The 22,869-nt window shown below is 71.7% G+C and carries 24 protein-coding genes and 1 pseudogene; 10 read left to right on the top strand and 15 right to left on the bottom strand.

Annotated features, from left to right (window positions below; translation table 11 throughout):
- Nucleotides 1–65 precede the first annotated feature (65 nt).
- Both greA and DJ476_RS34445 read left to right on the top strand, forming a co-directional pair.
- Entirely contained in the window at nt 66–563 is a 498-nt protein-coding gene (gene greA, locus DJ476_RS11420; RefSeq protein ID WP_018490078.1) for a transcription elongation factor GreA, read from the top strand.
- A 434-nt stretch (nt 564–997) separates the two neighbouring features.
- Entirely contained in the window at nt 998–1,390 is a 393-nt protein-coding gene (locus DJ476_RS34445) for a hypothetical protein (RefSeq protein ID WP_141760915.1), read from the top strand.
- A 77-nt stretch (nt 1,391–1,467) separates the two neighbouring features.
- Here DJ476_RS34445 and DJ476_RS11425 read toward each other — a convergent pair whose 3' ends face one another.
- The 3 genes from DJ476_RS11425 to ilvA form a co-directional block, all read right to left on the bottom strand.
- Nucleotides 1,468–2,328, bottom strand: a complete 861-nt coding sequence (locus DJ476_RS11425; RefSeq protein WP_206304417.1) for an ABC transporter permease — start codon at nt 2,326–2,328, stop codon at nt 1,468–1,470.
- Nucleotides 2,325–3,299, bottom strand: coding sequence for an ATP-binding cassette domain-containing protein (locus DJ476_RS11430; protein WP_112490444.1), 975 nt, complete (start codon nt 3,297–3,299; stop codon nt 2,325–2,327). The genes DJ476_RS11425 and DJ476_RS11430 overlap by 4 nt, the downstream gene beginning before the upstream one ends.
- Before the next feature lie 152 nt (nt 3,300–3,451).
- Nucleotides 3,452–4,681, bottom strand: a complete 1,230-nt coding sequence (gene ilvA / locus DJ476_RS11435; RefSeq protein WP_070205235.1) for a threonine ammonia-lyase — start codon at nt 4,679–4,681, stop codon at nt 3,452–3,454.
- A gap of 158 nt (nt 4,682–4,839) precedes the next feature.
- Here ilvA and DJ476_RS11440 point away from each other — a divergent pair, with 158 nt between their 5' ends.
- From DJ476_RS11440 to DJ476_RS11450, 3 genes are all read left to right on the top strand, one after another.
- Nucleotides 4,840–5,370, top strand: a complete 531-nt coding sequence (locus DJ476_RS11440; RefSeq protein ID WP_029395650.1) for a MarR family winged helix-turn-helix transcriptional regulator — start codon at nt 4,840–4,842, stop codon at nt 5,368–5,370.
- A 98-nt stretch (nt 5,371–5,468) separates the two neighbouring features.
- The gene (locus DJ476_RS11445; RefSeq protein ID WP_103416595.1) at nt 5,469–5,948 is read left to right on the top strand and encodes a SigE family RNA polymerase sigma factor; all 480 of its coding nucleotides are present in this window, start codon (nt 5,469–5,471) and stop codon (nt 5,946–5,948) included.
- A gap of 40 nt (nt 5,949–5,988) precedes the next feature.
- Nucleotides 5,989–6,255, top strand: coding sequence for a hypothetical protein (locus tag DJ476_RS11450; RefSeq protein ID WP_103416596.1), 267 nt, complete (start codon nt 5,989–5,991; stop codon nt 6,253–6,255).
- A gap of 91 nt (nt 6,256–6,346) precedes the next feature.
- Here DJ476_RS11450 and DJ476_RS11455 read toward each other — a convergent pair whose 3' ends face one another.
- On the bottom strand, nt 6,347–7,492 hold the full coding sequence (locus DJ476_RS11455) for a cystathionine gamma-synthase (protein ID WP_103416597.1): 1,146 nt from the start codon (nt 7,490–7,492) through the stop codon (nt 6,347–6,349).
- Between the two features lie 66 nt (nt 7,493–7,558).
- Between DJ476_RS11455 and DJ476_RS11460 the strand changes: the two genes are divergently transcribed.
- The 3 genes from DJ476_RS11460 to DJ476_RS11470 all read left to right on the top strand — a co-directional run bounded on the left by DJ476_RS11460 (nt 7,559) and on the right by DJ476_RS11470 (nt 10,045).
- The gene (locus DJ476_RS11460) at nt 7,559–8,662 is read left to right on the top strand and encodes a hypothetical protein (protein ID WP_103416598.1); all 1,104 of its coding nucleotides are present in this window, start codon (nt 7,559–7,561) and stop codon (nt 8,660–8,662) included.
- Between the two features lie 143 nt (nt 8,663–8,805).
- Nucleotides 8,806–9,513, top strand: a complete 708-nt coding sequence (msrA, locus tag DJ476_RS11465; protein ID WP_112490445.1) for a peptide-methionine (S)-S-oxide reductase MsrA — start codon at nt 8,806–8,808, stop codon at nt 9,511–9,513.
- 97 nt (nt 9,514–9,610) lie between these two features.
- Nucleotides 9,611–10,045, top strand: coding sequence for a VOC family protein (locus tag DJ476_RS11470; protein ID WP_112490446.1), 435 nt, complete (start codon nt 9,611–9,613; stop codon nt 10,043–10,045).
- A gap of 54 nt (nt 10,046–10,099) precedes the next feature.
- Here DJ476_RS11470 and DJ476_RS11475 read toward each other — a convergent pair whose 3' ends face one another.
- The 4 genes from DJ476_RS11475 to DJ476_RS11490 form a co-directional block, all read right to left on the bottom strand.
- Complete coding sequence (locus DJ476_RS11475; protein ID WP_103416600.1) at nt 10,100–10,861, bottom strand: isocitrate lyase/PEP mutase family protein; 762 nt, start codon at nt 10,859–10,861, stop codon at nt 10,100–10,102.
- Nucleotides 10,862–10,899: 38 nt separating this feature from the next.
- Complete coding sequence (locus DJ476_RS11480; RefSeq protein ID WP_112490447.1) at nt 10,900–11,316, bottom strand: helix-turn-helix domain-containing protein; 417 nt, start codon at nt 11,314–11,316, stop codon at nt 10,900–10,902.
- Nucleotides 11,317–11,561: 245 nt separating this feature from the next.
- The gene (gene gdhA, locus DJ476_RS11485; protein WP_103416601.1) at nt 11,562–12,950 is read right to left on the bottom strand and encodes an NADP-specific glutamate dehydrogenase; all 1,389 of its coding nucleotides are present in this window, start codon (nt 12,948–12,950) and stop codon (nt 11,562–11,564) included.
- 275 nt (nt 12,951–13,225) lie between these two features.
- Nucleotides 13,226–13,579, bottom strand: coding sequence for a hypothetical protein (locus DJ476_RS11490; RefSeq protein WP_103416602.1), 354 nt, complete (start codon nt 13,577–13,579; stop codon nt 13,226–13,228).
- Between the two features lie 181 nt (nt 13,580–13,760).
- Here DJ476_RS11490 and DJ476_RS11495 point away from each other — a divergent pair.
- Nucleotides 13,761–14,324 (top strand): annotated as a pseudogene (locus DJ476_RS11495) (RDD family protein); the annotation flags it as partial.
- Between the two features lie 173 nt (nt 14,325–14,497).
- Here DJ476_RS11495 and DJ476_RS11500 read toward each other — a convergent pair.
- The 3 genes from DJ476_RS11500 to DJ476_RS11510 form a co-directional block, all read right to left on the bottom strand.
- Nucleotides 14,498–14,857, bottom strand: a complete 360-nt coding sequence (locus DJ476_RS11500; RefSeq protein WP_112490448.1) for a DUF1330 domain-containing protein — start codon at nt 14,855–14,857, stop codon at nt 14,498–14,500.
- 224 nt (nt 14,858–15,081) lie between these two features.
- Nucleotides 15,082–16,350: an Ig-like domain-containing protein gene (locus tag DJ476_RS11505; protein ID WP_112490449.1), complete on the bottom strand. Its 1,269-nt coding sequence runs from the start codon at nt 16,348–16,350 to the stop codon at nt 15,082–15,084.
- A 235-nt stretch (nt 16,351–16,585) separates the two neighbouring features.
- The gene (locus DJ476_RS11510) at nt 16,586–16,981 is read right to left on the bottom strand and encodes a hypothetical protein (RefSeq protein WP_112492489.1); all 396 of its coding nucleotides are present in this window, start codon (nt 16,979–16,981) and stop codon (nt 16,586–16,588) included.
- A gap of 153 nt (nt 16,982–17,134) precedes the next feature.
- Here DJ476_RS11510 and DJ476_RS11515 point away from each other — a divergent pair, with 153 nt between their 5' ends.
- A complete protein-coding gene (locus tag DJ476_RS11515; protein WP_070205250.1) occupies nt 17,135–17,425 on the top strand; it encodes a hypothetical protein in 291 nt (96 codons plus the stop codon).
- A 115-nt stretch (nt 17,426–17,540) separates the two neighbouring features.
- Here DJ476_RS11515 and hutH read toward each other — a convergent pair whose 3' ends face one another.
- The 4 genes from hutH to DJ476_RS11535 all read right to left on the bottom strand — a co-directional run bounded on the left by hutH (nt 17,541) and on the right by DJ476_RS11535 (nt 22,694).
- A complete protein-coding gene (gene hutH, locus DJ476_RS11520; RefSeq protein WP_112490450.1) occupies nt 17,541–19,091 on the bottom strand; it encodes a histidine ammonia-lyase in 1,551 nt (516 codons plus the stop codon).
- A 147-nt stretch (nt 19,092–19,238) separates the two neighbouring features.
- Nucleotides 19,239–20,393, bottom strand: coding sequence for a GGDEF domain-containing protein (locus DJ476_RS11525; RefSeq protein ID WP_112490451.1), 1,155 nt, complete (start codon nt 20,391–20,393; stop codon nt 19,239–19,241).
- A 97-nt stretch (nt 20,394–20,490) separates the two neighbouring features.
- Nucleotides 20,491–21,303 (bottom strand): enoyl-CoA hydratase/isomerase family protein, encoded by an 813-nt coding sequence (locus DJ476_RS11530; protein ID WP_103416607.1) that lies wholly within the window; start codon nt 21,301–21,303, stop codon nt 20,491–20,493.
- 191 nt (nt 21,304–21,494) lie between these two features.
- Nucleotides 21,495–22,694, bottom strand: a complete 1,200-nt coding sequence (locus tag DJ476_RS11535) for an adenylate/guanylate cyclase domain-containing protein (RefSeq protein ID WP_112490452.1) — start codon at nt 22,692–22,694, stop codon at nt 21,495–21,497.
- Between the last annotated feature and the right edge of the window lie 175 nt (nt 22,695–22,869).

The following is a 22,869-nucleotide window of genomic DNA, read 5'->3' on the forward strand; positions in this document are numbered from 1 at the left end:
CCGAGGAAGCACATGCTTCCGGGTAGGGCGATCGTTTGTATTCCCAGCACCGACGAGGAGCACCTGTGACCCAGACCAGCGAAAACGTCACCTGGCTCACGCAGGAGGCGTACAACCAGCTCAAGGCCGAGCTGGAGTACCTGTCTGGTCCCGCGCGCACGGAGATCGCCGTCAAGATCGCGGCGGCCCGTGAGGAGGGTGACCTCCGGGAGAACGGCGGGTACCACGCGGCCAAGGAGGAGCAGGGCAAGATGGAGCTGCGCGTACGCCAGCTCACCCAGCTCCTGGAGCACGCCAAGGTCGGCGAGGCGCCGGCCGACGACGGTGTGGTCGAGCCCGGCATGGTCGTGACGATCGCCTTCGACGGCGACGAGGACGACACGACGACCTTCCTGCTCGCCTCCCGCGAGTACGCCAGCGGAGACATCGAGACGTACTCCCCGCAGTCCCCGCTGGGTATCGGCGTGAACGGCAAGCGGACCGGCGACGAGGCCCAGTACGAGCTGCCGAACGGCAAGACCGCCACGGTCAAGATCCTGGCGGCGAAGCCGTACACGGGCTGACACCCCGCTCGGCCTCACCACGACACACCCGACGCGGGTGTCCCGGCCCCTTCCTGAGGGGTCCGGGGCACCCGCGTCGGGTCCGTGTTGGCCCGGCAGGTCACACCGGTCCCCTCTCCGATGAAGACAAGGTCCAGCGGATCGCCGCCATTCCGGCCCACGCTTTCAGGGAAGCGCCGGAGAGCGGCCACAGTGGCCGCCGATCGTTCATAGATAACGGGACTGATCTACGCCCGGCCACCAGCACGGACCAGGCGATGGAATCCACACTTCCGATTCCACGGCTGCGGCCACATTTACCAGTGGCACCTCTTTCAAGCCACTCCGAGGCCACACCCCTTGACTCATCCGACAACTCAATGTGTAAGTTGGCCTCAGCTCCAAGGGATCAAGCCCTGAATCTCCCGATGCCAATCGAAAAAGGGAGGAACCTTGTGTCGAAGTACCAGAAGCTCTTCGCAGTTACAGGAGTTGGGCTCGCACTCGCATTAGGAAGCCCAAGTGGCGCGTTCGCCGGCGACGCCGGCACCCTGGCCTCAGGCACGATCACGAATCCGACCCTCAAGAGCGGAAGGATTCACGTCTCGGCGAACCTGCACGGGCCCAACCCCATAGATACGAAGGTTTGCGTTTTCCTTCACGCCCAGCACCCCTTCACCCCCGACATCCAGCTCGGAGGAGCCTGCAAAACGACGTCAGCCGGAACGGTGACGTGGTCGACGCCCAAGCCCGCGTGCGGCAACTACAAGACCTACGCCCATGCCACGTACAACGGGCGGGTCACATGGGGGCCGAAGGAGTCCAGCAAGTACCACACCATTTGCTGACAGTTCAGTGCCCCAGGCGGCAATCTGCACGAATCGAAGAGTGCGGGCCCGGCATGAGGGCCCGCACCCGGACTGCCTCAGGACGTCTTTCGATATTTTCGAACCGCCAGAGTTCGAAAGACGACCACAATGACCAATGAGTAAATCAATGAGGCCCATACCGGGTTCTGCATCGGCCACGCAGACGATGGCGAGACGCCCGGGTTACCAAAAAGCTCACGGCACGCCTGCACAGTTGCGCTGAAAGGATTCCAGTCGGCGATGTGACGGACCCACGGAGTCATCTGACTGGAATCCACGAATGCGTTGGACAGAAAAGTGACCGGGAACAGCCAGATGATCCCACCTGAGGTCGCGGCTTCTGGCGTCCGGACCGACAGCCCGATCAGGGCGCCGATCCAGGTGAAGGCGTATCCCAGCAGGAGCAGCAGCCCGAAGGCGGCCAGCACCCGTCCGGCGTTGGTCGGCCCGTCGGAGCCGGGGCGCCAACCGACGATCAGCGCGACGATCGCCAGGACGGAGAGGGTGATACACGTCTGCGCGAGGTCCGCGACCGTCCGGCCGGTGAGCACCGCACCGCGCGCCATCGGGAGCGACCGGAAGCGGTCGACCAAGCCCTTCTGCATGTCGTCGGCGATGCCCGCCGCCGACCCCGCCGTGGCGAACGTGACGGTCTGCGCGAAGATGCCCGCCATCAGAAAGTTCTTGTAGTCCTCTGGGTTGGTACTGTTGCCGATCCGCATGGACCCGCCGAACACGTACGTGAACAGCACGACGAACATGACCGGCTGAATGACCCCGAAAAGCAGCATTTCGGGAATCCGGGACATGCGGATCAGGTTCCGCTTGGCGACGACCAGCGAGTCCCGGACCGACTGCACGACCCCTCCGGCCGGCCGGGGTGCCAGGACGGGCGCGTCCTTGGTGGTGACACTCACGGGGTCTCCTCCTTGTCGTCGCCCTCTTCCGCTTCGGCCGCGTGGCCGGTCAGCGAGAGGAAGACGTCGTCCAGGGTCGGGCGGCGCAGGGCGATGTCGTCGATCTCGATGCCCCGGGCGTCCAGGTCGCGGATGATCTCGGCGAGCAGCTTGGCACCGCCGCTCACCGGGACGGTCAGCTTGCGGGAGAGCTGGACGACGGTGACGTCGCCCTTGCCGAGGGAGGCCAGCACGGAGCGGGCGGGTTCGATCTCGTCCGGGCGGTGCACGACGACCTCGACGCGCTCGCCGCCGGTGCGGGCCTTCAGCTCGTCGGAGGTGCCACGGGCGATGACCTTGCCGTGGTCGATGACGCAGATGTCGTTGGCGAGGCGGTCGGCCTCCTCCAGATACTGCGTGGTCAGCAGCAGCGTCGTACCGCCGGCCACCAGGTCCTCGATGACGTCCCACAGCTGCTGCCGGTTGCGCGGGTCGAGGCCGGTCGTCGGCTCGTCCATGAACATCACGGGCGGCGAGACGACCAGGGCGGCGGCGAGGTCGAGCCGGCGGCGCATCCCGCCGGAGTACGTCTTGGCCGTACGGTCGGCGGCCTCCGCGAGGTTGAACCGCTCCAGCAGCTCGCCCGCCCGGGCCTTCGCCGCGCGGGAGCTCATCTGGTAGAGCTGGCCGACCATCTGGAGGTTCTCGCGGCCGGTCAGATACTCGTCGACGGCGGCGAACTGGCCGGAGAGCCCGATCGAGCGGCGTACCTCGTTGGGCTTCTTCAGCACGTCGATCCCGGCCACGAACGCGGAGCCGCTGTCGGGGCGCAGCAGGGTGGTGAGGACGCGTACGGCGGTGGTCTTGCCCGCGCCGTTGGGCCCGAGCAGCCCGAGGACGGTGCCCTCGGGCACATCGAGGTCGACTCCGTCCAGGGCTCGTACGTCACCGAAGGTCTTGACCAGACCTTCGGCATGGATGGCACCTGGCATAGAGGGACTCCCCCGTCGCTCGCTCGCGGTACGTGTGTCGGTACGCCGTCCGATGCGTCGTCCGGTACGTCGTCCGTGAGCGATCCTAGGATTCGCGGGGCCCCATCGCGCGGTGATTAACGCGTTTCGGCCATCCGGCAAGAACCGGACGGTCAGCCGATGACCCGGTACCCCTCCGCGCGGAGCGCCGCCTCGACCTCTTCGCAGTGGCGGGGGCCCTTGGTCTCCAGGTGGAGGTCGACCTCCACCTCGGTGAGGCCGAGGCGCGGGTCGGTGCGCACATGGCTGATATCGAGCACGTTGGCGTCGGCCACGGTCAGCGCGGCCAGCAGGGTGGCCAGCGCCCCCGGCCGGTCGGTGAGCCGCAGCCGCAGGCTCAGATAGCGCCCGGCGGCGGACATCCCGTGGCGCAGGACGCGCTGGAGCAGCAGCGGGTCCACGTTGCCGCCGGAGAGCACCGCCACCACCGGCCCCCGGAACGCCTTCGGGTCGCTCAGCAGCGCGGCCACCGGGCTCGCCCCGGCCGGCTCCACCACCAGCTTGGCCCGCTCCAGGCAGAGCAGCAGCGCGCTGGAGAGCTCGTCCTCGGAGACCGTACGGACCTCGTCGACCAGCTCCTCGATGAACGTGAACGGGACGTCCCCCGGGCGCCCCACCTTGATCCCGTCCGCCATCGTGACCGGGTCGTCGAGGGAGACCGGGTGCCCGGCGGCGAGCGAGGGCGGGTAGGCGGCGGCGCCCTCGGCCTGGACACCGACGATCCGGATGTCCGGGCGCAGCGCCTTCACCGCGACGGCGATCCCGGCCGCGAGCCCTCCGCCGCCGATGCCGACGACGATGGTGCGGACCTCCGGGCACTGCTCCAGGATCTCCAGCCCGACCGTGCCCTGGCCCGCGATGATGTCGGGGTGGTCGAAGGGATGGATGAAGACCGCGCCGGTCCGCTCCGCGTACTCCTGGGCGGCGGCCAGCGTCTCGTCGACGACCTGCCCGTGCAGCCGCACCTCGGCCCCGTACTCCTGTGTGGCGGCGACCTTGGGGAGCGGCGCACCGACGGGCATGAAGACGGTGGAGCGCACGCCGAGGAGCGAGGAGGCGAGCGCGACGCCCTGGGCGTGGTTCCCGGCGCTGGCGGCGACCACCCCGGCGGCCCGCTCCACCGGGGTGAGGCCGGAGATGCGGACGTACGCGCCGCGCAGTTTGAAGGAGCCGGTGCGCTGGAGGTTCTCGCACTTGAGGTGGACGGGGGCGCCGACCAGCTCGGTCAGATGCCGGCTGCCCTCCAGGGCGGTCGCTCTGGCCACCCCGGACAGCATTTTCTGCGCGCCCCGGACGTCGTCGAGGATCAGGGCCGGGTGTCGGGCGGTCGCGCGGAACATCATGGTCGCAAGTCTCGCAGCTCGCGGCGGTCCCGGCAGACTTGTCCCATGGCGGCCTGCGGTGGTGTCCACGGGTTTGTGCGGCACTGGTACGCGTTGCCCCGGGGCCGCGTACTCTGTCCCCCACTCCATCCGACACCGCATGAAGAGAGCCCCCGGCCATGCCCCCTCAGGACATGACGACTGCTGCGTCTCCTTCCGGGGGCGCCGCCCCCGAACACCCGGGTCCCGACCGCCTGCTGGACTCCCTCCAGCACCAGGTGGCCGTCTTCGCCCGCCGCGCCGAGCAGACCCGCCTCGGCGGTGTCGGCCAGGTCCGCAACTCGATGGACCGGGCGGCCTACCTGCTGCTCAACCGCCTGGACAAGGAAGGCCCGATGGGTGTCAAGGCGCTGGCGGCCGGGATGGGGATCGACTCCTCGACGGTGACCCGGCAGGTGGCCCCGCTCGTCGACACCGGGCTGGTCAAGCGCACCTCGCACCCGGAGGACGGCCGGGCGGTCGTGCTCCAGCTCTCCCCGCGCGGCCAGGCCCGCCTGGAGGAGGTCCGCGCCTCGCGGCGCGAGCTGATGTCCCAGGTGACGGACGGCTGGACGCAGGAGGAGCGGGACACCTTCTGCACGCTGCTCACCCGGTTCAACGGATCGCTGGCGGCCCGGCAGGCCGCGTACCAGCCGCAGCAGAACGACTGAGGCCGGGCGGTACGTACGTGAGAGGGCCCGGGGTCACGGACCTCCGGCCCTGTCCGACCCCTTGACCCCGGAGCCGCCGCGGGGCTCGGATGAGGTCCATGCGAGAGCGGCAGACCCACCGGGACCGGCTCCGCGCCCAGGAGTTCGAGGCCTTCGTGGCGGGCGCGGGCGGCCGTCTGCTGCACACGGCGACGCTGCTCACCGCCGAGCCGCTCGCCCCGGCGGGCACGGGGACCCGGGCCGAGCGGCTGCTCTGCGCGGCGCTGGCCCGGACGTACGCGGAGTGGGACCGGCTGCGCGGCGAGGACCCGTACGACCGCACCCGCCAGGAGCTGGCGGTCCGCTTCGCCCGCGAGTCCTGGCGCCACCGCCGCCCGCTCGGCGGCGTACTGGGTGCGCTCGCGCCGCTGGAACGGCTGGTGCTGGTGCTGCGCCTGTACGAGGAGGTCGGCGAGGACCAGACGGCGGCGCTGCTGGGCCTGCCGGCGGACCGGGTGCGGGTGGTCTGCGACCGGTCGATCGCGACGCTGAGGTCGGCGGGTCGGAACCGGCGTACGGCCTCGGGGGTGGCGCCGTGATCGTGGACCGAGGGCGGCGGACGGCCTCCGGGGCGACGGCATGACCGCGGGCGCGGGCGCGGGCCGGGACCGGAAGGTGGACGAGGTCCGGCGGATGCTGGAGGGGCCGCATCCTCCCGTGCCGGTCGATCTGGCGGGGCGGGCCGTACGGCGCGGGGCCCGGTTGCTGCGGCTGCGGCGCGGGGCGCGGCGTACGGGGTGGTGGCTGGCGGGGACGGTGTTCGCCGCGTTCCTCGTCTGGGCCGGGGTCGAACAGCCGTGGCTGCCGGAACCGGCGGAGGTGACGCCCCCGCTGGAGGGGTGGTGAGCACGGGGAGGGGCCCGCCGGACGACCGGCGGGCCCCTTGTCCCCGTACGGGATCAGCATCTCCCTACGGGATCAACGTCTCTGTGCCGGATCAGCCCAGGGCCTGCGTGAGGTCGGCCACCAGGTCGTCGGCGTTCTCGATGCCGACGGAGATGCGGACCAGGTCGGCCGGGACCTCCAGGAGGGAGCCCGCGACGGAGGCGTGCGTCATCCGGCCGGGGTGCTCGATCAGCGACTCGACCCCGCCGAGGGACTCACCCAGCGTGAACAGCTCGGCCCGGTTGCAGACCTCGACCGCCGCCTCCTCGCCGCCCGCGACGCGGAAGGAGACCATGCCGCCGAAGGCCTTCATCTGCTTGGCGGCGACATCGTGGCCGGGGTGCTCGGGCAGGCCCGGGTAGAGGACCTGGGAGACCTTGGGGTGGCGGGTCAGCAGGTCGGCGACCTTGGTGGCGTTCTCCGTGTGGCGGTCCATGCGGACGGCGAGGGTCTTGATGCCGCGCAGCACGAGCCAGGCGTCGAAGGGGCCGGAGACCGCGCCCATGGCGTTCTGGTGGAAGGCCAGCTCGTCGGCCAGCTCCGGGTCGCTGACCACGAGCGCGCCGCCGACGACGTCGGAGTGGCCGCCCATGTACTTGGTGGTGGAGTGGACGATGACGTCCGCGCCGAGCGCCAGCGGCTGCTGGAGGTAGGGCGAGGCGAAGGTGTTGTCGACGACGAGGCGGGCCCCGGCGTCGTGCGCGACCTGGGCGACGGCGGCGATGTCGGTGATGCCGAGCAGCGGGTTGGAGGGGGTCTCCACCCAGACCGCCTTGGTGCGCGGGGTGATGGCCGCGCGGACCGCCGCCACGTCCGAGGTGTCCGCGACCGAGAACTCCACGCCCCAGCGCGCGGCGACCTTGGCGAAGAGCCGGAAGGTGCCGCCGTAGGCGTCGTTCGGGATGACCACGTGGTCACCGGGGGTCAGCAGCGTACGGAGGAGGCAGTCCTCGGCGGCGAGACCGGAGGCGAAGGCGAGGCCGCGGCGGCCGCCTTCCAGGGCCGCCAGGTTCTCCTCCAGGGCGGTACGGGTCGGGTTGGCGCTGCGGCTGTACTCGTAGCCGCCGCGCAGTCCGCCCACGCCGTCCTGCTTGTACGTGGACACCTGGTAGATGGGGGGAACCACGGCGCCGGTGAGGGGGTCGGCGGTGTTGCCCGCGTGGATCGCGAGAGTCTCGAAGCTGTGCTGGTCGCTCATGGCCCCGAGCGTAGTTCGTCGCAAGGGGCCTTACCGGCCACTCGCCGCTCCGGGGACAATGGGTGCATGGAGATTCTGTTGTTCCTGCTCGCGATGTGCATGCTCGCCGCGATCGTCGGCCCCTGGATCATGCGCCGGCGGGGCGGTATCCGCCAGGTCGAACCGGGCTCGCCCGACGCGGCCGACCCCGACACGTACGGCTTCGCACGCCAGGAGGAGCTGGACGTCCGGATGCCGGGTCCGGACCAGGATCTCCTGGACGTGCTCGACGTCGTGCAGGCCACCCAGGACTGGCGGGCGGCCTCCCAGCTCCTCGCCGGTACGCCGAAGGAGGGCGAGGTGCGCTGGCAGCGGGTGCAGGCCTTCGCGGGCGCGGCCTCGCTGGAGCTGGCGCAGCAGCCGGGGAAGGGCGGGGCGTGGCTGCGCGCCTGGCGGGCGGAGGCCCCGAAGGACGCGGGCGGGGCGGCGGTGCACGCGGAGTTCCTGGTGCAGCAGGCGTGGCGCTCCTCATCCGTGGGGAGCGACGACTTCCGGATCATCCTGGAGGAGGCCCGTACGGTCTGCGCCTCGGCGGCCCTGCTGGCCCCCGGCGACCCGGTGCCGTACATCGTGGAGCTGGCGGTGGCGCGGGGTCTCGGCTACACCCCCGAGCAGTTCGACCAGCTCTGGGCGAAGATCATCGACCGGGCCCCGGCGCACATGGGCGCGCACATCGCGGCGCTGCACTTCCACAGCGAGAGGTGGCACGGCTCCCGCAAGGACGCCGACGCCTTCGCCACGGCCGCCGCCGCCCGTGCCCCGCAGGGTTCGCTGCTGGCCGCGCTGCCGCTGTTCGCGGTGTACGAGCACCTGCCGGAGGTCAACCTGGTGCAGGGGTTCTACCGCAGCCAGGTGGTGACGAAGGCGGTGGAGGGCGCGATGTACGCGGTCCACTCGGCCCGCCCCGACGACCCCATGCTCGCCCACGTCCGCCATCTGCTGGTCCTCTTCCTGGTCCATATGGAGCGCTGGTCGGAGGCGATGCACCAGCTGATCCGCATCGACGGCCACGTGGGCGCGCTGCCCTGGACGGCGGAGGCGGACCCGGCCGCGCAGTACACGGTCTACCGGGCACTGGCGGTGGCGGGGTACGAGGCGAACGGCGGCTCCCCGGCGACGCTGCCGCACTGAGGCGCCGCGGCCTGCGGCCCTCACCCGGGTCCCGGGGCTTCACGGCCCCTGAGCCGCACTCCGCCCGCACCCCCACCCGGAATCCGGGCGAGGGCGGCTTTGTTGTACGTAGCGAACCCGACCGACCCCGGAGGAGCCCCCGCATGTTCCTGAACAGCCGCACCCCCCAGCTCCCCACCCCGGAGCAGGCCCTGCGCGGCCGCCCCGTCCCCGAATTCACCGTCCCCTCCCGCCACACGGTCCTCGGCAACCCGCTGGTGGGCCCGTACCCGGAGGGCCTGGAGGTGGCGGACTTCGCGCTCGGCTGCTTCTGGGGCGCGGAGCGGAAGTTCTGGCAGACGGAGGGCGTCTGGACGACGCTGGTCGGCTACCAGGGCGGGTACACGGAGAACCCGACGTACGAGGAGGCCTGCTCGGGCCTGACCGGCCACACGGAGGCGGTCCGCGTCGTCTTCGACCCGGCGGTCGTCTCGTACGCGGAGCTGCTGAAGCTGTTCTGGGAGTCCCACAACCCCACCCAGGGCTTCCGCCAGGGCAACGACGTGGGCACCCAGTACCGCTCCGCGATCTACACCCACTCCCCCGCCCAGGCAGCGGCGGCGGACGCCTCCCGCGCGGCGTACCAGAAGGTCCTGACGGCGGCCGGCCACAAGGAGATCACCACGGAGATCCTCCCGGCGGAGGGCCGCCCGTTCTGGCCGGCTGAGGCGTACCACCAGCAGTACCTGGACAAGAACCCGGACGGCTACTGCGGGATCGGCGGTACGGGCGTCGAGCTGAGCGGCCCGTTCGAGACGAACTGGGGCGCCTCCTGCCCGACGGGCCTCGCACCGGCTCCCACGGACGGCTGACCGCCCGCCCGTCGGACTCCCGAGGCGCGGCACCACCGCCCCCCGCTGGAGGAAAATCCGGATGCCGGGGGCGGTCGGTGCCCTCTAGGGTGCCCGAATGGCAACGCTCAGGAAGATCCAGATCACCTTCGACTGCGCCGAACCCGAGCGCCTGGCCCGGTTCTGGTGCGAGGTGCTGGGGTACGTCCCCCCAGAGCCACCGGAGGGGTTCGGGACGTGGGCCGCGTACAACGACTCGCTGCCACAGGAGAAGCGGGACGCGTGGTTCGCCTGTACCGACCCGTCGGGGGTGGGGCCGCGTCTGTTCTTCCAGCGTGTGCCGGAGGGCAAGACCGCCAAGAACCGGGTGCACCTCGACGTACGGGCCGGGACCGGGCTCGTGGGTGAGGAGCGGCTCGCCACGCTGGAGGCCGAGCGCGACCGGCTGGTGGCGCTGGGGGCGATGTGTCAGCAGGTGCTGGTCGCCGACGAGGAGAACGAGTCCTGCATCGTGATGCAGGACATCGAGGGCAATGAATTCTGCCTCGACTGAGGCGTAGGCCGTCGGCGCGGGGCCCGAAGCCCCGCGCCGACGGCGGGTCTCGCGCTACGGCGCCCAGGGGCCGAGCATGTCCTTCATCGCGTCCGTCAGGGCGAGTTGCAGCAGCGGACCGTAGGTGACCCGGCCGACGCCGAGGCTGCGGAAGCGTTCGAGGTCGTGCTTGACCGGGTGGGCCGTGGAGTTGACGGGGACGGAGACCGCGGCCGTCACCGCCTTGAGCAGTTCGTCGTCGTCCTGGATCTTCACCGGGTAGACGCTGTCCGCGCCCGCCTGCTCCATGGCCCGCAGCCGTTCGATCACCTCGTCGAGGACGCCGGCGGCGTCCTCCGCGTAGATGAAGAGGTCCGTGCGTCCGTTGATCCAGACCGGAACGCCCGAGGCGTCGGCCGCCGCGCGCAGGTCCGCGATGAAGCCCGCGTGCTCCTGCGTGGTGCGCACCCGTCCGCCCTCCGAGTGGACGGTGTCCTCGAGGTTGAGGCCGACGCCACCGATCTCGACGAGTCCGGCGATGAGATCCGCGGGCCGCTGACCGTACCCGGCCTCCAGGTCCACGGAGACCGGGATGTCGACCGCCGCGATGATCGGCCTGACGGCGGCGAGCACCTCCTCGAAGGTCTGTCCCTCCTTGTCCTCCGCTCCCCGGGAGTCGGCGAGCGGGTGGCTGCCGACCGTCAGTGCGGGGAACCCGGCGGCGGCCGCCGTCCGGGCGGACCAGGCGTCCCAGACGGTCGGGAGCACGAGCGGCTGGTGGTCGGCGTGCAGGTGCCGGAAGCGCTGAGCGCGCTCAACTGTGATGCGAGAGTCCATGCCGAGGACGGTACCTCCGGAACGGCCCTGACACCCGCTCAGGCCGCCAGCCGTACGGTGCCCATCGCGCCCGACCCCGCCCCGGGGCCCGCCGGGCGGCCCGGGTGGCCCGGGTGGCCGATGCTCCGGGAGCGGGCGGCGGAGAGTCTGATCAGCTCGCCCTGGGCCAGGGCCAGGAGGTCGGCCAGGGTCAGGCCGAGGGCCTGGGCTGCGGCGGCCAGCACCTCCGACGAGGCCTCCTTGCGGCCGCGCTCCACCTCGGAGAGGTAGGGCATCGAGATCCGCGCGGCGCCGGCCACGTCCTTCAACGTCCGTCCCTGGGACCGCCGTTCCCTCCGCAGCGCCTCACCGACGAGGTCGCGCCAGAGCGGCTCCCGGGACGGGGCGGGGCCCGGCGGGGCCGGGAGCGGGCGCAGCGGGATGACACGGGCCCGGTTCGTCTCTCGGATGGTCATCGCTCCAGCCTAGGAGCCGGGCGCCGGGAGGGCACGGAGCGGGCGTTGCGCTCCCGGCGGATCTGCCGAGGGCGAAGGGTGTTGACGAGCCGGGGGGCGGGCAGGGGCGTACGAACGAGCAGGGGTGTGCAGGAACGTGCAGGGGGCGTCGGCCCGGCAGGCGATCGCGCCGGGCCGACGCCCCCTGCACGTACGGAGATCCGACCGTACGGGCGGTCAGGTCTCCGTACGTACGCTGCGCACGCTCAGATCAGCCCCTGCGCCAGCATCGCGTCCGCGACCAGCTCGAAGCCCGCGATGTTCGCGCCCACCACGTAGTTGCCGGGGCTGCCGTACCGCTCGGCGGTCGTGTAGCAGGAGTCGTGGATGTGGCGCATGATCTCCGCGAGGCGCTCCTCCGTGTGGGCGAAGGTCCAGGAGTCCCGGGAGGCGTTCTGCTGCATCTCCAGGGCGCTCGTGGCGACCCCGCCCGCGTTGGCCGCCTTTCCGGGGGCGAAGGCGACGCCCGCGCTCTGGAAGACCTGGACCGCCTCCGGCGTGGTGGGCATGTTGGCGCCCTCCGCGACCGCCTTGACCCCGTTGCGCACGAGTTCCAGGGCGTCGGCCTCGTGCAGTTCGTTCTGGGTGGCGCAGGGCAGGGCCACGTCCACGGGGACCGACCACACCCCCGTACCGGCGACGAACCGGGCGTGGGCGCCGCGGCGTTCGGCGTACTCGGAGACCCGGCCGCGGCCCGCCTCCTTGATCTCCTTGAGGAGGGCGAGGTCGATGCCCTTCTCGTCGACGACGTAGCCGCCGGAGTCCGAGCAGGTGATGACGGTCGCGCCGAGCTGCTGGGCCTTCTCGATGGCGTAGATGGCCACGTTGCCGGAGCCGGAGACGGCCACGGTCTGGCCCTCCAGCGACTCGCCCCGGCTGCGCAGCATCTCGGCGGTGAACAGGACGGTGCCGTAGCCGGTGGCCTCCGTACGGGCCTGGGCGCCGCCCCAGCCGAGGCCCTTGCCGGTGAGGACACCGGACTCGTAACGGTTGGTGATCCGCTTGTACTGGCCGAAGAGGTAGCCGATCTCGCGGCCGCCGACGCCGATGTCACCGGCGGGCACGTCGGTGTACTCGCCCAGGTGGCGGTGGAGTTCGGTCATGAAGGACTGGCAGAACCGCATGATCTCGGCGTCCGAGCGGCCCTTGGGGTCGAAGTCCGCGCCGCCCTTGCCACCGCCGATGGGCATACCGGTGAGGGCGTTCTTGAAGATCTGCTCGAAGCCGAGGAACTTCACGATGCCGAGGTTGACGGAGGGGTGGAAGCGCAGGCCGCCCTTGTACGGGCCCAGCGAGCTGGAGAACTCGACCCGGAAGCCCCGGTTGACGTGGATGTCGCCGGAGTCGTCGGCCCACGGCACCCGGAAGATCAGCTGGCGCTCGGGCTCGCATATCCGCTCGATGATGCGGGCGTCCACGAACTCGGGGCGCTGGGTCAGCACGGGTCCGAGCGTCTCCAGGACCTCGCGGACCGCCTGGTGGAACTCCTTCTCGCCCTGGTTGCGCCGCAGGATCTCGGCGTAGAGCGGCTCGATGACACGGTCCGCGGCATCGTGCGAGCGGGCGGGGTCGGTGGCGTCGGGGATGACCGGCATCTGATCAAGACCTTCCGTGGTCGGCTCGTGCGCGTCGGCACCCCCGCACCGGAGGGGCACCCCCGTCCCGAGGGGGCACCTCCGGTCCGCCCGGCTGCCCTGGCGGCCGGTGGGTGGGACCGTCGTACGCCCCGATTGTCCCGCGTCACCCGATGATCTTGAACGGCCATCCACATAGTGGCCGTCCCGCCTTCCGGCGGGGCCCCGCCCCTTGAAGCCGCGCCCTTCCACCGAGGCCCGCCCCTACAGCGCCGCCCTTCCGCCCAGGCCCACCCCTACAGCCCCTCCTCCGAGAACGGGGTGTCGCTCCACCGGAACCAGGCCCGGTCCCCCCGGATGTGCAGCAGGAACTCCGCCACCGCGGCCCCCTTTGGGCCGGCCAGCGCGAGCGTACGGTTCACCTCGTCGCAGACCCGCTCCCACGCCTCCGCGCTCTCGTCGCTCTCGTCCTCGTCCAGCCGTTCCAGGAGGGCCAGTTCGCGGTCGAAGAGCTGACGCACGGCGGGGTCGAAGGCCGGGCCGGGGATGAACCGGCCGTGCAGCCAGGGGAAGTCGGCGTCGTCGACGGCGATCTCCCCGACGAGATCCGTCCCGCGCCGCAGCCTCCATATGGTGCCGTCGAACCCCATCGCCGCCCCCGTACCACTCGTGCAACTGTTCCCGCCAAGGTAAGGGATTGGTGAAATCGGTAAGAGCGAGGGAGTTACCGGCCAGGAACCACGACACCCCGACTGACGATCGGTCATGATGCTCCCCATGACGAAGCCGCGGGGGCGTCGGAGAGCGCAACCTCCTTATCAGCCAAGGTTGTTGTACGGAACCGGCCGCATCGCCGCGCCTCCCGCGCCCCCGCGGCCCGACCCGTACGGCGCCCCCGGACGGCAGCCCCGTATCCCCCGGGGCACGGGCGAGACGCGCCGCTATCTGGCGGTCGGGCTCGACTGCTACCTGTGCCTGCTGGTCGTCGGGCTGCTGCTGCACGGGTGCCTGAGGGCGGCGGACGCGGGGGTGGGGCGGACGGCGGTGGCGCTCGTCGCCCAGCTGACCGCGCTGTCCTTCGCCAACCAGGTGCTGCTGACGATGGCCGTACGGGCGAGCGCCGGAAAGCTGATCATGGGCGTACGGGTGATCCGGCTGCCGGACGCGGGGCGCCCGGAGTTCCGCCGTCTGGTGCTGCGCTGGCTCTACGGCCTGTTCTGGCTGCCGCTCCAGCCCTGGCACCACCTCCGCCGGGCCACCGCCGGGCCGCCGCCCCGCGAACGCCTGGGCGGCTGCCCCCGGGCCGCAGCCACGCACGCGGATCTGGCGGGCGTGCGCCAGGTGCACCGCAGCGATCTGCGCTCCTACCGGGAGGCGGTGGCGCGGCGCCGGGGCCGTCATGTCCGGCCCGACGCGGCAGGCGGCCCGGTGCCCCGGGTGCCGTGGCACACCGGCTGAAAGAACCTTCTCAGGCCCCTTCTCAGAGCCCCTCAAGCTCCCCCCGCTCCCTCAGGGGTCCTCAGGCCCCTTCGCAGGCCCTCGGACCCTCTCCAGGCCCATCCCGACGCTCACGCCGCCGCCCGGTCCCGGGCCGCCCGCATCGCCGCCGCCGTGGCCGGGGCGTCGTACTCCGGGCCGACGCCCGGGACGATCACCACGTCGCCGTCGAAGTGCCGGGTGCGCAGGGGCAGGATCTCCTGGTAGGCCGGGGAGGCGTACCAGGCGCGGATCTCCTCGACGCCGGGGAAGCCCACCAGGACCAGCGCGCCCGGCCACTCCCCCTCCACCACCTCCACCTCGGCCCCGTGGACCAGGAAGCGGCCTCCGTAGGGCTCCATGGTGGCCTGGACGCGCTCGATGTAGCTCAGCACCTCGTCGTGGACGGGGCCGTCGGCGGGGCGCAGGTGGGCGATGGCGTACGCGGTCATGGCGCGGTCCTCCAGGGTGGATGGCGTCGGGGTGGATGGCGTCGGGGTGGCCCCCGTGACGCTCCCGATGCTGCCGCGCGGGGTGGACGGCGTCGATTACCTCGGAGGTCATGTACCCGCGAGGTACCCCCGGGGTCATGGCCGCCCGCACACGCCGAAGGCGGCGGCCCCGGAGAGTTCCGGGGGCCGCCGCCTTCACGCGGGGGAAAGAGCGGGGGGACGGATCAGGCGGCGGAGCCGGCCTTCCACTGGGCCCAGTCCATGTTCCAGCCGTTGAGGCCGTTGTCCGGCTTGATGGTCCTGTCCGGGGAGTTCTTCACGATGACCACGTCACCGATGAGCGAGTTGTTGTAGAACCAGGCGCCCGGCGCGTTGGGGTCGTTCGCGCCCTTCACGTCGGCGAGGCCCACGCAGCCGTGGCTGGTGTTGGCGGTGCCGAAGATGCCCTTGCCCCAGTAGTTGCCGTGGATGAAGGTGCCGGAGGTGGACAGGCGCATCGCGTGCGGCACGTCCTTGATGTCGTACTCGCCCTTGCCGTCGTCGTCGGTGAAGCCGACGGTGGCGCCGTTCATCCGGGTCTCCTTGTACTTCTCGGAGATCACCATCTGACCGTTGTACGTGGGGTTCTCGGGCGCGCCGGCGGAGATCGGAATCGTCTTGATCGTCTTGCCGTCGCGGGTGACCGTCATCATCTTGGTCTTCGCGTCGACGGTGGAGACCTGGTTGCGGCCGACCTTGAACGTGACCGTCTTCTGCTGCACGCCGTACACGCCGTCGGCGCCCTCGACGCCGTCCAGCGCGAGCTTCAGGGTGACGGTGGAGCCGCCCTGCCAGTAGCTCTCCGGGCGCAGGTCCAGGCGCTGGCTGTTGAACCAGTGCCCGACGACCTCCTGGCCGCTGCTGGAGGTCACGGTGATGCCGGCCTGGACGGCCTTGCGGTCCGTGATCGGCTTGTTGAAGTTGATCGAGACGGGCATCCCGACGCCGACCGTGGAGCCGTCCTCGGGGGTGAAGTTCCCGATGAAGCTGTTGTCGGGCGAGACGGTGGTGAAGGAGGTGTTCTCGTGGGCCTGGCGGCCCTTCGCGTCCTCGGCCGTCGCGTTGATCTTGTACGTGGTGGAGCGCTGCAGCGGTCCCGCGGGCTTCCAGCTGGAGCCGTCGGCCGCCAGCGTGCCCTCGACCGGCTTGCCGTCCGCCGTGGTCATGGTGACCTCGGTCAGCTTGCCCTTGGTGACGGAGATCTGCGCCGCGTTGTTGATGCTGGCGTTGGTGGAGCCGTTCTTCGGCTCGATGGCTATCTGGGCCTCGGATGCGTCCTCGGCCGCGGCCTTGTCCACCTCCTGCGCCTGCGACGACTCCGAGCTGCCGGCGCCCGTCTTCTTGTCTCCGCCGTCGTCGGTACAGGCCGAAAGCACCAGCACGCCGCCGAGCAGTGCGGACACGGCCGCGAGGCCCCTGCGCCGCTTGCTGTCCGTCATCACACGCTTCTCCATCGTTGCCGATTCCCCAAGATCCCCGGACGGGGCTGCCAGGCGGCGATTCCCCGTCAGTGTCTGAAGAACACCTGGAACGGACACTCCGTTCCGCATCCACCCGGGATGTGGGGAACACCACTCATCGACGCGGCCGCGGCGGCGGTGGTTCCCGTCGCCCGGCCCTGATACGGAACCGCCGCACAGCGCGGCCCCGGTCCGCGGTGAGCGGGGCCGGGGCCGGTGTTCTCACACGTCAGACCCGCTGCGCGAGGTCACCGTCCTCGCCGTCATTCCTCCCATTGTGCGCGACCGTGTCGCCGTACCCCTCCTCGTCGTCCCCGGTACCGGTCAGGAACGGACCGTCCTCGTCGTCGTCCCAGTCCTCCGCGTCGGGGTCGTACTCGACGCTCTCGCTGCTCCACGAGGCCTGCGCGAGCTCGACCCCGGGCACATCGCCGACCAGGTCGAACGGGTCGATCAGCGAGGCGAGGGCCTCCGCTCCGTCTGCCCGGACCGTGGCCTCGGCATGCATCCGCTCCTCGGCGCTGTCGCTCTCGGAGATACCCGCTACGGGTTCCCCGTATTCGGCGGCGATGGATTCCAGGGCCGTGCCGGTGAGGGCGTCGAGATCGGTGATCTCCACCACCATCTCCACGCGAACGCGAACAAATCCGGATCTCTCTTCTGTGGTCATAGTGCGGAGCGTAGGGCGCGTTCAGGCGGCGACTTTCCTCCGACCCGCTGCTTTGCTTAGCATCGGCCCACGGGGCTAACTCATGGTTGTCGCAAGGGGATCGAAACTGTGTCCGTCACTCGTCGCACACTCCTGACCGCCACCGCCTCGGGAACGCTGCTGGCCGCACTCTGGTTCGTCCCGTCGGCCAACGCCACCGTCGAGGCCACCGCGGAGCCGGCCGCCCAGGACGCTGCCCCGGCCGCCGCCGAGGGCACCACCGCGGGCCCGCAGCTCGCGGAGACCGGCCCGGGCGTCGACACCACCCCGTATCTGATCGGCGGTACGGCGCTGCTCGGCATCGGGGCGGGGTTCGTCGCCTACTCGGTCCGCCGCAGCGGTACGCGTCCGGTGATCTGAACCCCGTACGCGTACCCGTACACGGCTTACGGAGAGGGCTGCCCCCGGCGCGGCAGCCCTCTCGCGTTCCGCGGACGGAACCGGCGTCACGCGGCCGTGCTCAGGCCGGCGGCCCTCAGGCCAGCGGCCCCGTGACCGGCTCCACCGCCGCCACCAGGCGCCCTTCCCGTACGAACGTGTCCGCGGCGGCCAGGTCCGGCGCCAGGAAGCGGTCCGGGCCAGGACCCTCGGCGCCCGCGGCCCGCAGCGCGGCCACGGCGGCCTGCGAGGCGGGGGCGGGGACGAGTCCCTCGGCAGCGCGCAGTTCGACGGCGCGGGTCGCCGCGTACAGCTCGACGGCGACGATCCGGGTCAGGTTGTCCACGGCGGTACGGAGCTTGCGCGCGGCCGACCAGCCCATGGAGACGTGGTCCTCCTGCATCGCGGAGGACGGGATGGAGTCGGCGGAGGCGGGGACCGCGAGCCGCTTCATCTCGCTGACCAGGGCGGCCTGGGTGTACTGGGCGATCATCAGACCGGAGTCGACCCCGGCGTCATCCGCGAGGAACGGCGGCAGGCCGTGCGAGCGGTGCTTGTCGAGGAGCCGGTCAGTGCGGCGCTCGCAGATCGAGCCGAGGTCGGCGGCGACGATCGCGAGGAAGTCCAGGACGTACGCGACGGGCGCGCCGTGGAAGTTGCCGTTGGACTCCACCCGGCCGTCGGGCAGGACCACCGGGTTGTCGACGGCGGAGGCCAGCTCGCGGCCCGCCACCACGGCCGCGTAGTCGAGGGTGTCGCGTCCGGCGCCGTTGACCTGGGGGGCGCAGCGGACGGAGTAGGCGTCCTGGACCCGGGGCGCGTCGTCCTGGTGATGGCCCGTCAGGCCCGAACCGGCCAGCACCCGCAGCATGTTGTCCGCGCTGACGCCCTGGCCGGGGTGCGGGCGGATGGCGTGCAGCTCGGGGGCGAGGACCTTCTCCGTGCCGAGCAGCGCCTCCAGGGAGAGGGCGGCGGTGATGTCGGCGGAGGTGTAGAGGTTACGGAGGTCGGCGAGGGCCATGACGAGCATGCCGAGCATCCCGTCGGTGCCGTTGAGGAGGGCCAGCCCCTCCTTCTCGCGCAGCTCCACCGGGGTGATGCCGTGCGCGGCGAGCAGTTCACCGGCCGGACGGACCGTGCCGTCGGGGCCCTCCGCCTCGCCCTCGCCCATCAGGGTGAGCGCGCAGTGCGAGAGGGGCGCGAGGTCGCCGGAGCAGCCGAGCGAGCCGTACTCGTGGACGACGGGCGTGATCCCCGCGTTGAGCACGTCCGCCATGGTCTGCGCGACCTCGGGGCGTACGCCGGTGTGGCCGGAGGCGACCGTCTTGAGCCGGAGGAACATCAGGGCGCGCACGACCTCGCGCTCGACGCGGGGGCCCATGCCCGCCGCGTGCGAGCGGACGATGTTGCGCTGGAGCTGGGCGCGCAGCTCGGTGCTGATGTGGCGGCTGGCGAGGGCGCCGAAGCCGGTGGAGACGCCGTAGACGGGCTCGGGCTTGGCGGCGAGCGCGTCCACGATGAGGCGGGAGGCGGCGAGCGCGTCCACGGCGGCGGTGGAGAGCTCGACCCGGGCGCCGTGGCGGGCCACGGCGACGACGTCATCGGCGGTGGTTCCGGACGTCCCCACCACGACAGTGTGCATATCCATATTCAGCAGCGTACGGATTGAAACCCGCTATGTCACTAGTCGTTGAGGAGAGGGCCCCTTACCGAAGAGGGCCCCTTACCGCCACCGCCTTGCCCGTACGGTCACGGGCGACCCCCCGCAGGGATCACGGCCGGCCCTCCGCCGGGGTCACGGCCGGTTGCCGCGCAGTCTGCGGCGGTCGTGGGCCGACTTCGGCGGGGAGTCCGCGAGCCGGATGACCTCGCCGTCCCGCCCCGCCACCACCGGCCGCAGCGAGCGGGCGGCCTTGGCGCGGTACTGGGCCGCGTCCGCCAGCCGGAACAGCCGACGGGCCGAGCGCACCGGCCCGATCGGGTCACCGGTCGACGCGACCCCGCAGGCCACCCCGTTGCCCAGCTCGATCACCGCCGCCCGGTCGCACAACTCGGTGGCCACGCCCACCACCTCGTCCGCCGGGGGCCCGTCCGCCACCAGGCAGAACTCGTCCCCGCCGAGCCGGGCCGCCAGCGCGTCCGGGAGCATCGCGCCGCAGAGGGAGAGCACCGAGCCGAAACGTTCCAGCAGACGGTCGCCGACCGCGTGCCCATGGGTGTCGTTCACCGCCTTGAGGCCGTTGAGATCGCAGACGACGAGGCTGACGACGATGCCCGCCGTGCGGTGCGCCTCGATCGCCTCGTCGAGCCGGATGTCGACGGCCCGGCGGTTGGCAAGGCCGGTCAGCGGGTCGGTGAAGGCCAGTTTGCGGACCTCCTCCAGCCGTTCGGTCTGGGCGATCCCGGACGCCACGACGGCGGCGAGCACGGTCGCGAAGTTGGCGTCGTCCCGGTCGAAGACCGGCTTCCCGGCCTGCCGCGCCACATACAGCTCGCCCCAGGCCCGTCCGTGCAGCACGATCGGCGCGACCACGCAGCAGCCCCGGCCGCGCCGCCGCAGGGCCGCCACCCGCTGGTGGCAGTACGGGCGCGCGCCGCGCGCCGGGCCGCCCGCGCCGGGCAGGCCGTCGGCGGTCTCCACCCAGGCGTCGGGCTCACCGCCGCCCGCCCAGCGCTCGTGCAGGAACTCGGTGATCTCCGGGAACTCGTGGACCGGGTAGGCCTCCTCCTCGGGGAACTCCTCCTCCCCCTCGGCCCGCTGCCCCGCGTTGACCAGGACCCGCAGCCTGCCCCGGTCCCGCTCCCACACGGAGAGGGCCGCGAAGCTGCCGCCCAGCGCCTCGCAGGCCCCCAGTGCGGCCGCCCGCCACGACTCGCGCGGCGTGTAGGCCGCGGCCATCGTCTGCGCCAGCGAAACCACGGCCCTCAGCCGGGCATCCTCTTCAGCCATTCACCCAGCTTATGTAGATTTGTTCCCTTTTGATCAGTTTGATGCGCAACTAATTTTCGGCGTCGCCCGGCGGGCGGATCACGGCGCGCAGAACCGGTCACTCACCCGGCCACCGCGGGCTCCGCTTCTCGTTGAAGGCGGCCACGCCCTCCGCCCGGTCCCCGGAGAAGGCCACCGACCGCCAGGCCGCGTCCTCCACCTCAAGACCCGCCCGCAGGTCCAGCCCGTGCCCCAGCCGGAGCGCCTTCTTGGCCGCCCGCAGCCCGACCGGTGAGTTGGCGGCCATCCGGGCCCCCAGCGCGAGCGCCTCCTCCCGGTCCCGCCCCGCCGCCACCAGCTCGTCCACCAGACCCAGCTCCCGCGCCTCGGCCGCCTCCACCCGCCGCGCGGTGAACACCAGCTCGGCGGCGCGGGCCGCACCCACCCGGCGCGGCAGCAGCTGCGTACCGCCGCCGCCCGGAATGACGCCCACCGACACCTCGGGCAGCCCGACCACGGCGGTGGCGTCGGCCACGATCACATCGCAGGCGAGGGCCAGTTCGAAGCCACCGCCGAGGGCGAAGCCGTGCACGGCGGCGACCGTGGGCATCGGCAGCTCCAGGACCCCGGTGTAGGCGGCCCGGGCGGTGGGCCGCTGACGTACCAGCTCGGCGTCGGTGAAGGAGTTCCGCTCCTTGAGGTCGGCGCCCACGCAGAAGGCCCGCTCATGGCTGGAGGTGAGGACGGTGACCCGCACGTCCCGGTCGGCGCCGAGCGCCTCGCAGGCGGCGGCGATGGAGCGGGCCATGTCGGTGGAGACGGCGTTCATGGCCTTCGGCCGGTCGAGCACCAGCTCGGCCACGTGCTCCTGGCCCTCGTGACGCCGTACGACGACGAACTCCCCGAACCGCTGCTCGGACGTGACGGTCATGGCTGCACCCCTGTCGGTCGACTGCCGGTTAACGAGCGTTACCCGCCAGGGATCCTAGACAGGAGCCACGGGAATCCGACAGGGACGGCCGGAATCGGCAACGTAAGGGGGAGACGCGAAAGAGAAGGAAAAGGGAAGAGGGCGCAGACGGATCGAGCCGCGCCGACGGCGGGGCCGACGGGCTCAGGCCCTCAGGACCCCGTCTTCCCCCGCCGCGCCAGCAGCCACGGCTCCACCACGCCCAGCCCGCGCACCGGCCGCTGCCACATGGGCTGGAGACCGAAGCGGTACGTGGGCAGCGGCGGCTCCTCGACCACCTCGCGGCCCTCCTTCTCGGCCAGCCGGGCCCGCTCGGCGGCGGCCGCCGCCTTCTCGGCGGCCTGGGCCTCCGACTCCGGGGCCTCCCCGTGGCGGACCAGCTCCTTGGCGAACGCCCCGTCGACCAGGACGGCGTCCTTCGGGGCTATGGAGGTGAGGCGGCTGGCCAGGTTCACCGTGGTGCCGAAGACATCGCCCATGCGCGTGGTGACCGTGCCGAAGGCGATCCCGACGCGGAGGGCGGGCATCGTCTCGTCCTGGGACATCGCCTCGATCAGCCGGAGCGCTATCTCGGCGGCCGTGCCCGCGTCGTCGGCGGCGAAGAGGACCTCGTCCCCGAGGGTCTTGATCAGCCGGCCGCCGTGGGCGGCGACCAGGTCGGCGGCGGTGGTCTCGAAGGACTCGACCAGCTCGCCCAGCTCCTCCTCCTCCAGCCGCCGGGTCAGCCGGGTGAAGCCGACGAGGTCCGCGAAGCCGACGGCCAGGCGCCGGTCGACCATCTCGTCGTCGTCCGCCGCCTGCACGACCCGCCCGGTGGCGGCGGCCAGCTGGCGCCGCCACACGTAGACGAGGAACTCCTGCAGCTCCGGCAGCAACAGCTCGACCAGCGGATACGTGACTTCCGTACGGGTCATCCCCGGCTCGGGCGGCTCGGTGAGCCCCTCCAGGAACGAGTCGATCTGCCACTCCGCCAGCCGGGCGGTGGTCTGCCCGGTCGAGCGGGCGACCTGGATCGCCATCGGCTCGCTCAGCAGCCCGGCCTCCACCAGACCGGCGAGCCGCCGCAGGGCCAGCACGTCGGCCTCGGTGAGCGCCTTGGCCTGGCCGATGTCCGCGAAGCCCATGGCCCGCCAGAAACGGGAGGCCAGGTCCATGGAGACCCCGGCGGTGCGGGCGGCCTGGAAGGGGGTGTAGCGGCGGTCCGCCCCGAGGATCAGGGCTTCGAGGCGGATCGCGAGGGGGTCGTCGGTCGGTTCGGCCGTGTGGTCGACCTCGTGATGCGGGGTGGCATGGACCGAGGAGTCCGACGGGGGCTCCTCACCCGCGCCGGACGTGGTGTCGCCGACGGTCACCAGCCGCCTCCTGCCCGTTCCCTGCGCACTGCCTGCCGATCTGTCGTCGATCTGTCGTCGATCGCCTCGACAACGATCTGTCGCCGGATCGCCTCAACAATACGGCAGATGTGCCCTAGCTCACGTCCTAGGTTGCCCGATACGGGTGCGTCGCGCGTGACATCCACCGGATAAG

Source organism: Streptomyces bacillaris (genome assembly GCF_003268675.1).
Classification (GTDB): Bacteria; Actinomycetota; Actinomycetes; order Streptomycetales; family Streptomycetaceae; genus Streptomyces; species Streptomyces bacillaris.

Bases quoted from the DNA above. Each gene is read 5' to 3' on its own strand.
- DJ476_RS11510 (WP_112492489.1), bottom strand. From the start codon at position 16,981: ATGGTGGTGGAGATCACCGATCTCGACGCCCTCACCGGCACGGCCCTG.
- DJ476_RS11480 (WP_112490447.1), bottom strand. From the start codon at position 11,316: ATGACCATCCGAGAGACGAACCGGGCCCGTGTCATCCCGCTGCGCCCG.
- DJ476_RS11445 (WP_103416595.1), top strand. From the start codon at position 5,469: ATGCGAGAGCGGCAGACCCACCGGGACCGGCTCCGCGCCCAGGAGTTC.
- DJ476_RS11475 (WP_103416600.1), bottom strand. From the start codon at position 10,861: ATGGACTCTCGCATCACAGTTGAGCGCGCTCAGCGCTTCCGGCACCTG.
- DJ476_RS11460 (WP_103416598.1), top strand. From the start codon at position 7,559: ATGGAGATTCTGTTGTTCCTGCTCGCGATGTGCATGCTCGCCGCGATC.
- ilvA (WP_070205235.1), bottom strand. From the start codon at position 4,681: ATGATGTTCCGCGCGACCGCCCGACACCCGGCCCTGATCCTCGACGAC.
- DJ476_RS11505 (WP_112490449.1), bottom strand. From the start codon at position 16,350: ATGGAGAAGCGTGTGATGACGGACAGCAAGCGGCGCAGGGGCCTCGCG.
- DJ476_RS11440 (WP_029395650.1), top strand. From the start codon at position 4,840: ATGCCCCCTCAGGACATGACGACTGCTGCGTCTCCTTCCGGGGGCGCC.
- DJ476_RS11450 (WP_103416596.1), top strand. From the start codon at position 5,989: ATGACCGCGGGCGCGGGCGCGGGCCGGGACCGGAAGGTGGACGAGGTC.
- hutH (WP_112490450.1), bottom strand. From the start codon at position 19,091: ATGGATATGCACACTGTCGTGGTGGGGACGTCCGGAACCACCGCCGAT.
- DJ476_RS11490 (WP_103416602.1), bottom strand. From the start codon at position 13,579: ATGGGGTTCGACGGCACCATATGGAGGCTGCGGCGCGGGACGGATCTC.
- DJ476_RS11455 (WP_103416597.1), bottom strand. From the start codon at position 7,492: ATGAGCGACCAGCACAGCTTCGAGACTCTCGCGATCCACGCGGGCAAC.
- DJ476_RS11530 (WP_103416607.1), bottom strand. From the start codon at position 21,303: ATGACCGTCACGTCCGAGCAGCGGTTCGGGGAGTTCGTCGTCGTACGG.
- msrA (WP_112490445.1), top strand. From the start codon at position 8,806: ATGTTCCTGAACAGCCGCACCCCCCAGCTCCCCACCCCGGAGCAGGCC.
- DJ476_RS11500 (WP_112490448.1), bottom strand. From the start codon at position 14,857: ATGACCGCGTACGCCATCGCCCACCTGCGCCCCGCCGACGGCCCCGTC.
- DJ476_RS11525 (WP_112490451.1), bottom strand. From the start codon at position 20,393: ATGGCTGAAGAGGATGCCCGGCTGAGGGCCGTGGTTTCGCTGGCGCAG.
- DJ476_RS11470 (WP_112490446.1), top strand. From the start codon at position 9,611: ATGGCAACGCTCAGGAAGATCCAGATCACCTTCGACTGCGCCGAACCC.
- gdhA (WP_103416601.1), bottom strand. From the start codon at position 12,950: ATGCCGGTCATCCCCGACGCCACCGACCCCGCCCGCTCGCACGATGCC.
- DJ476_RS11430 (WP_112490444.1), bottom strand. From the start codon at position 3,299: ATGCCAGGTGCCATCCATGCCGAAGGTCTGGTCAAGACCTTCGGTGAC.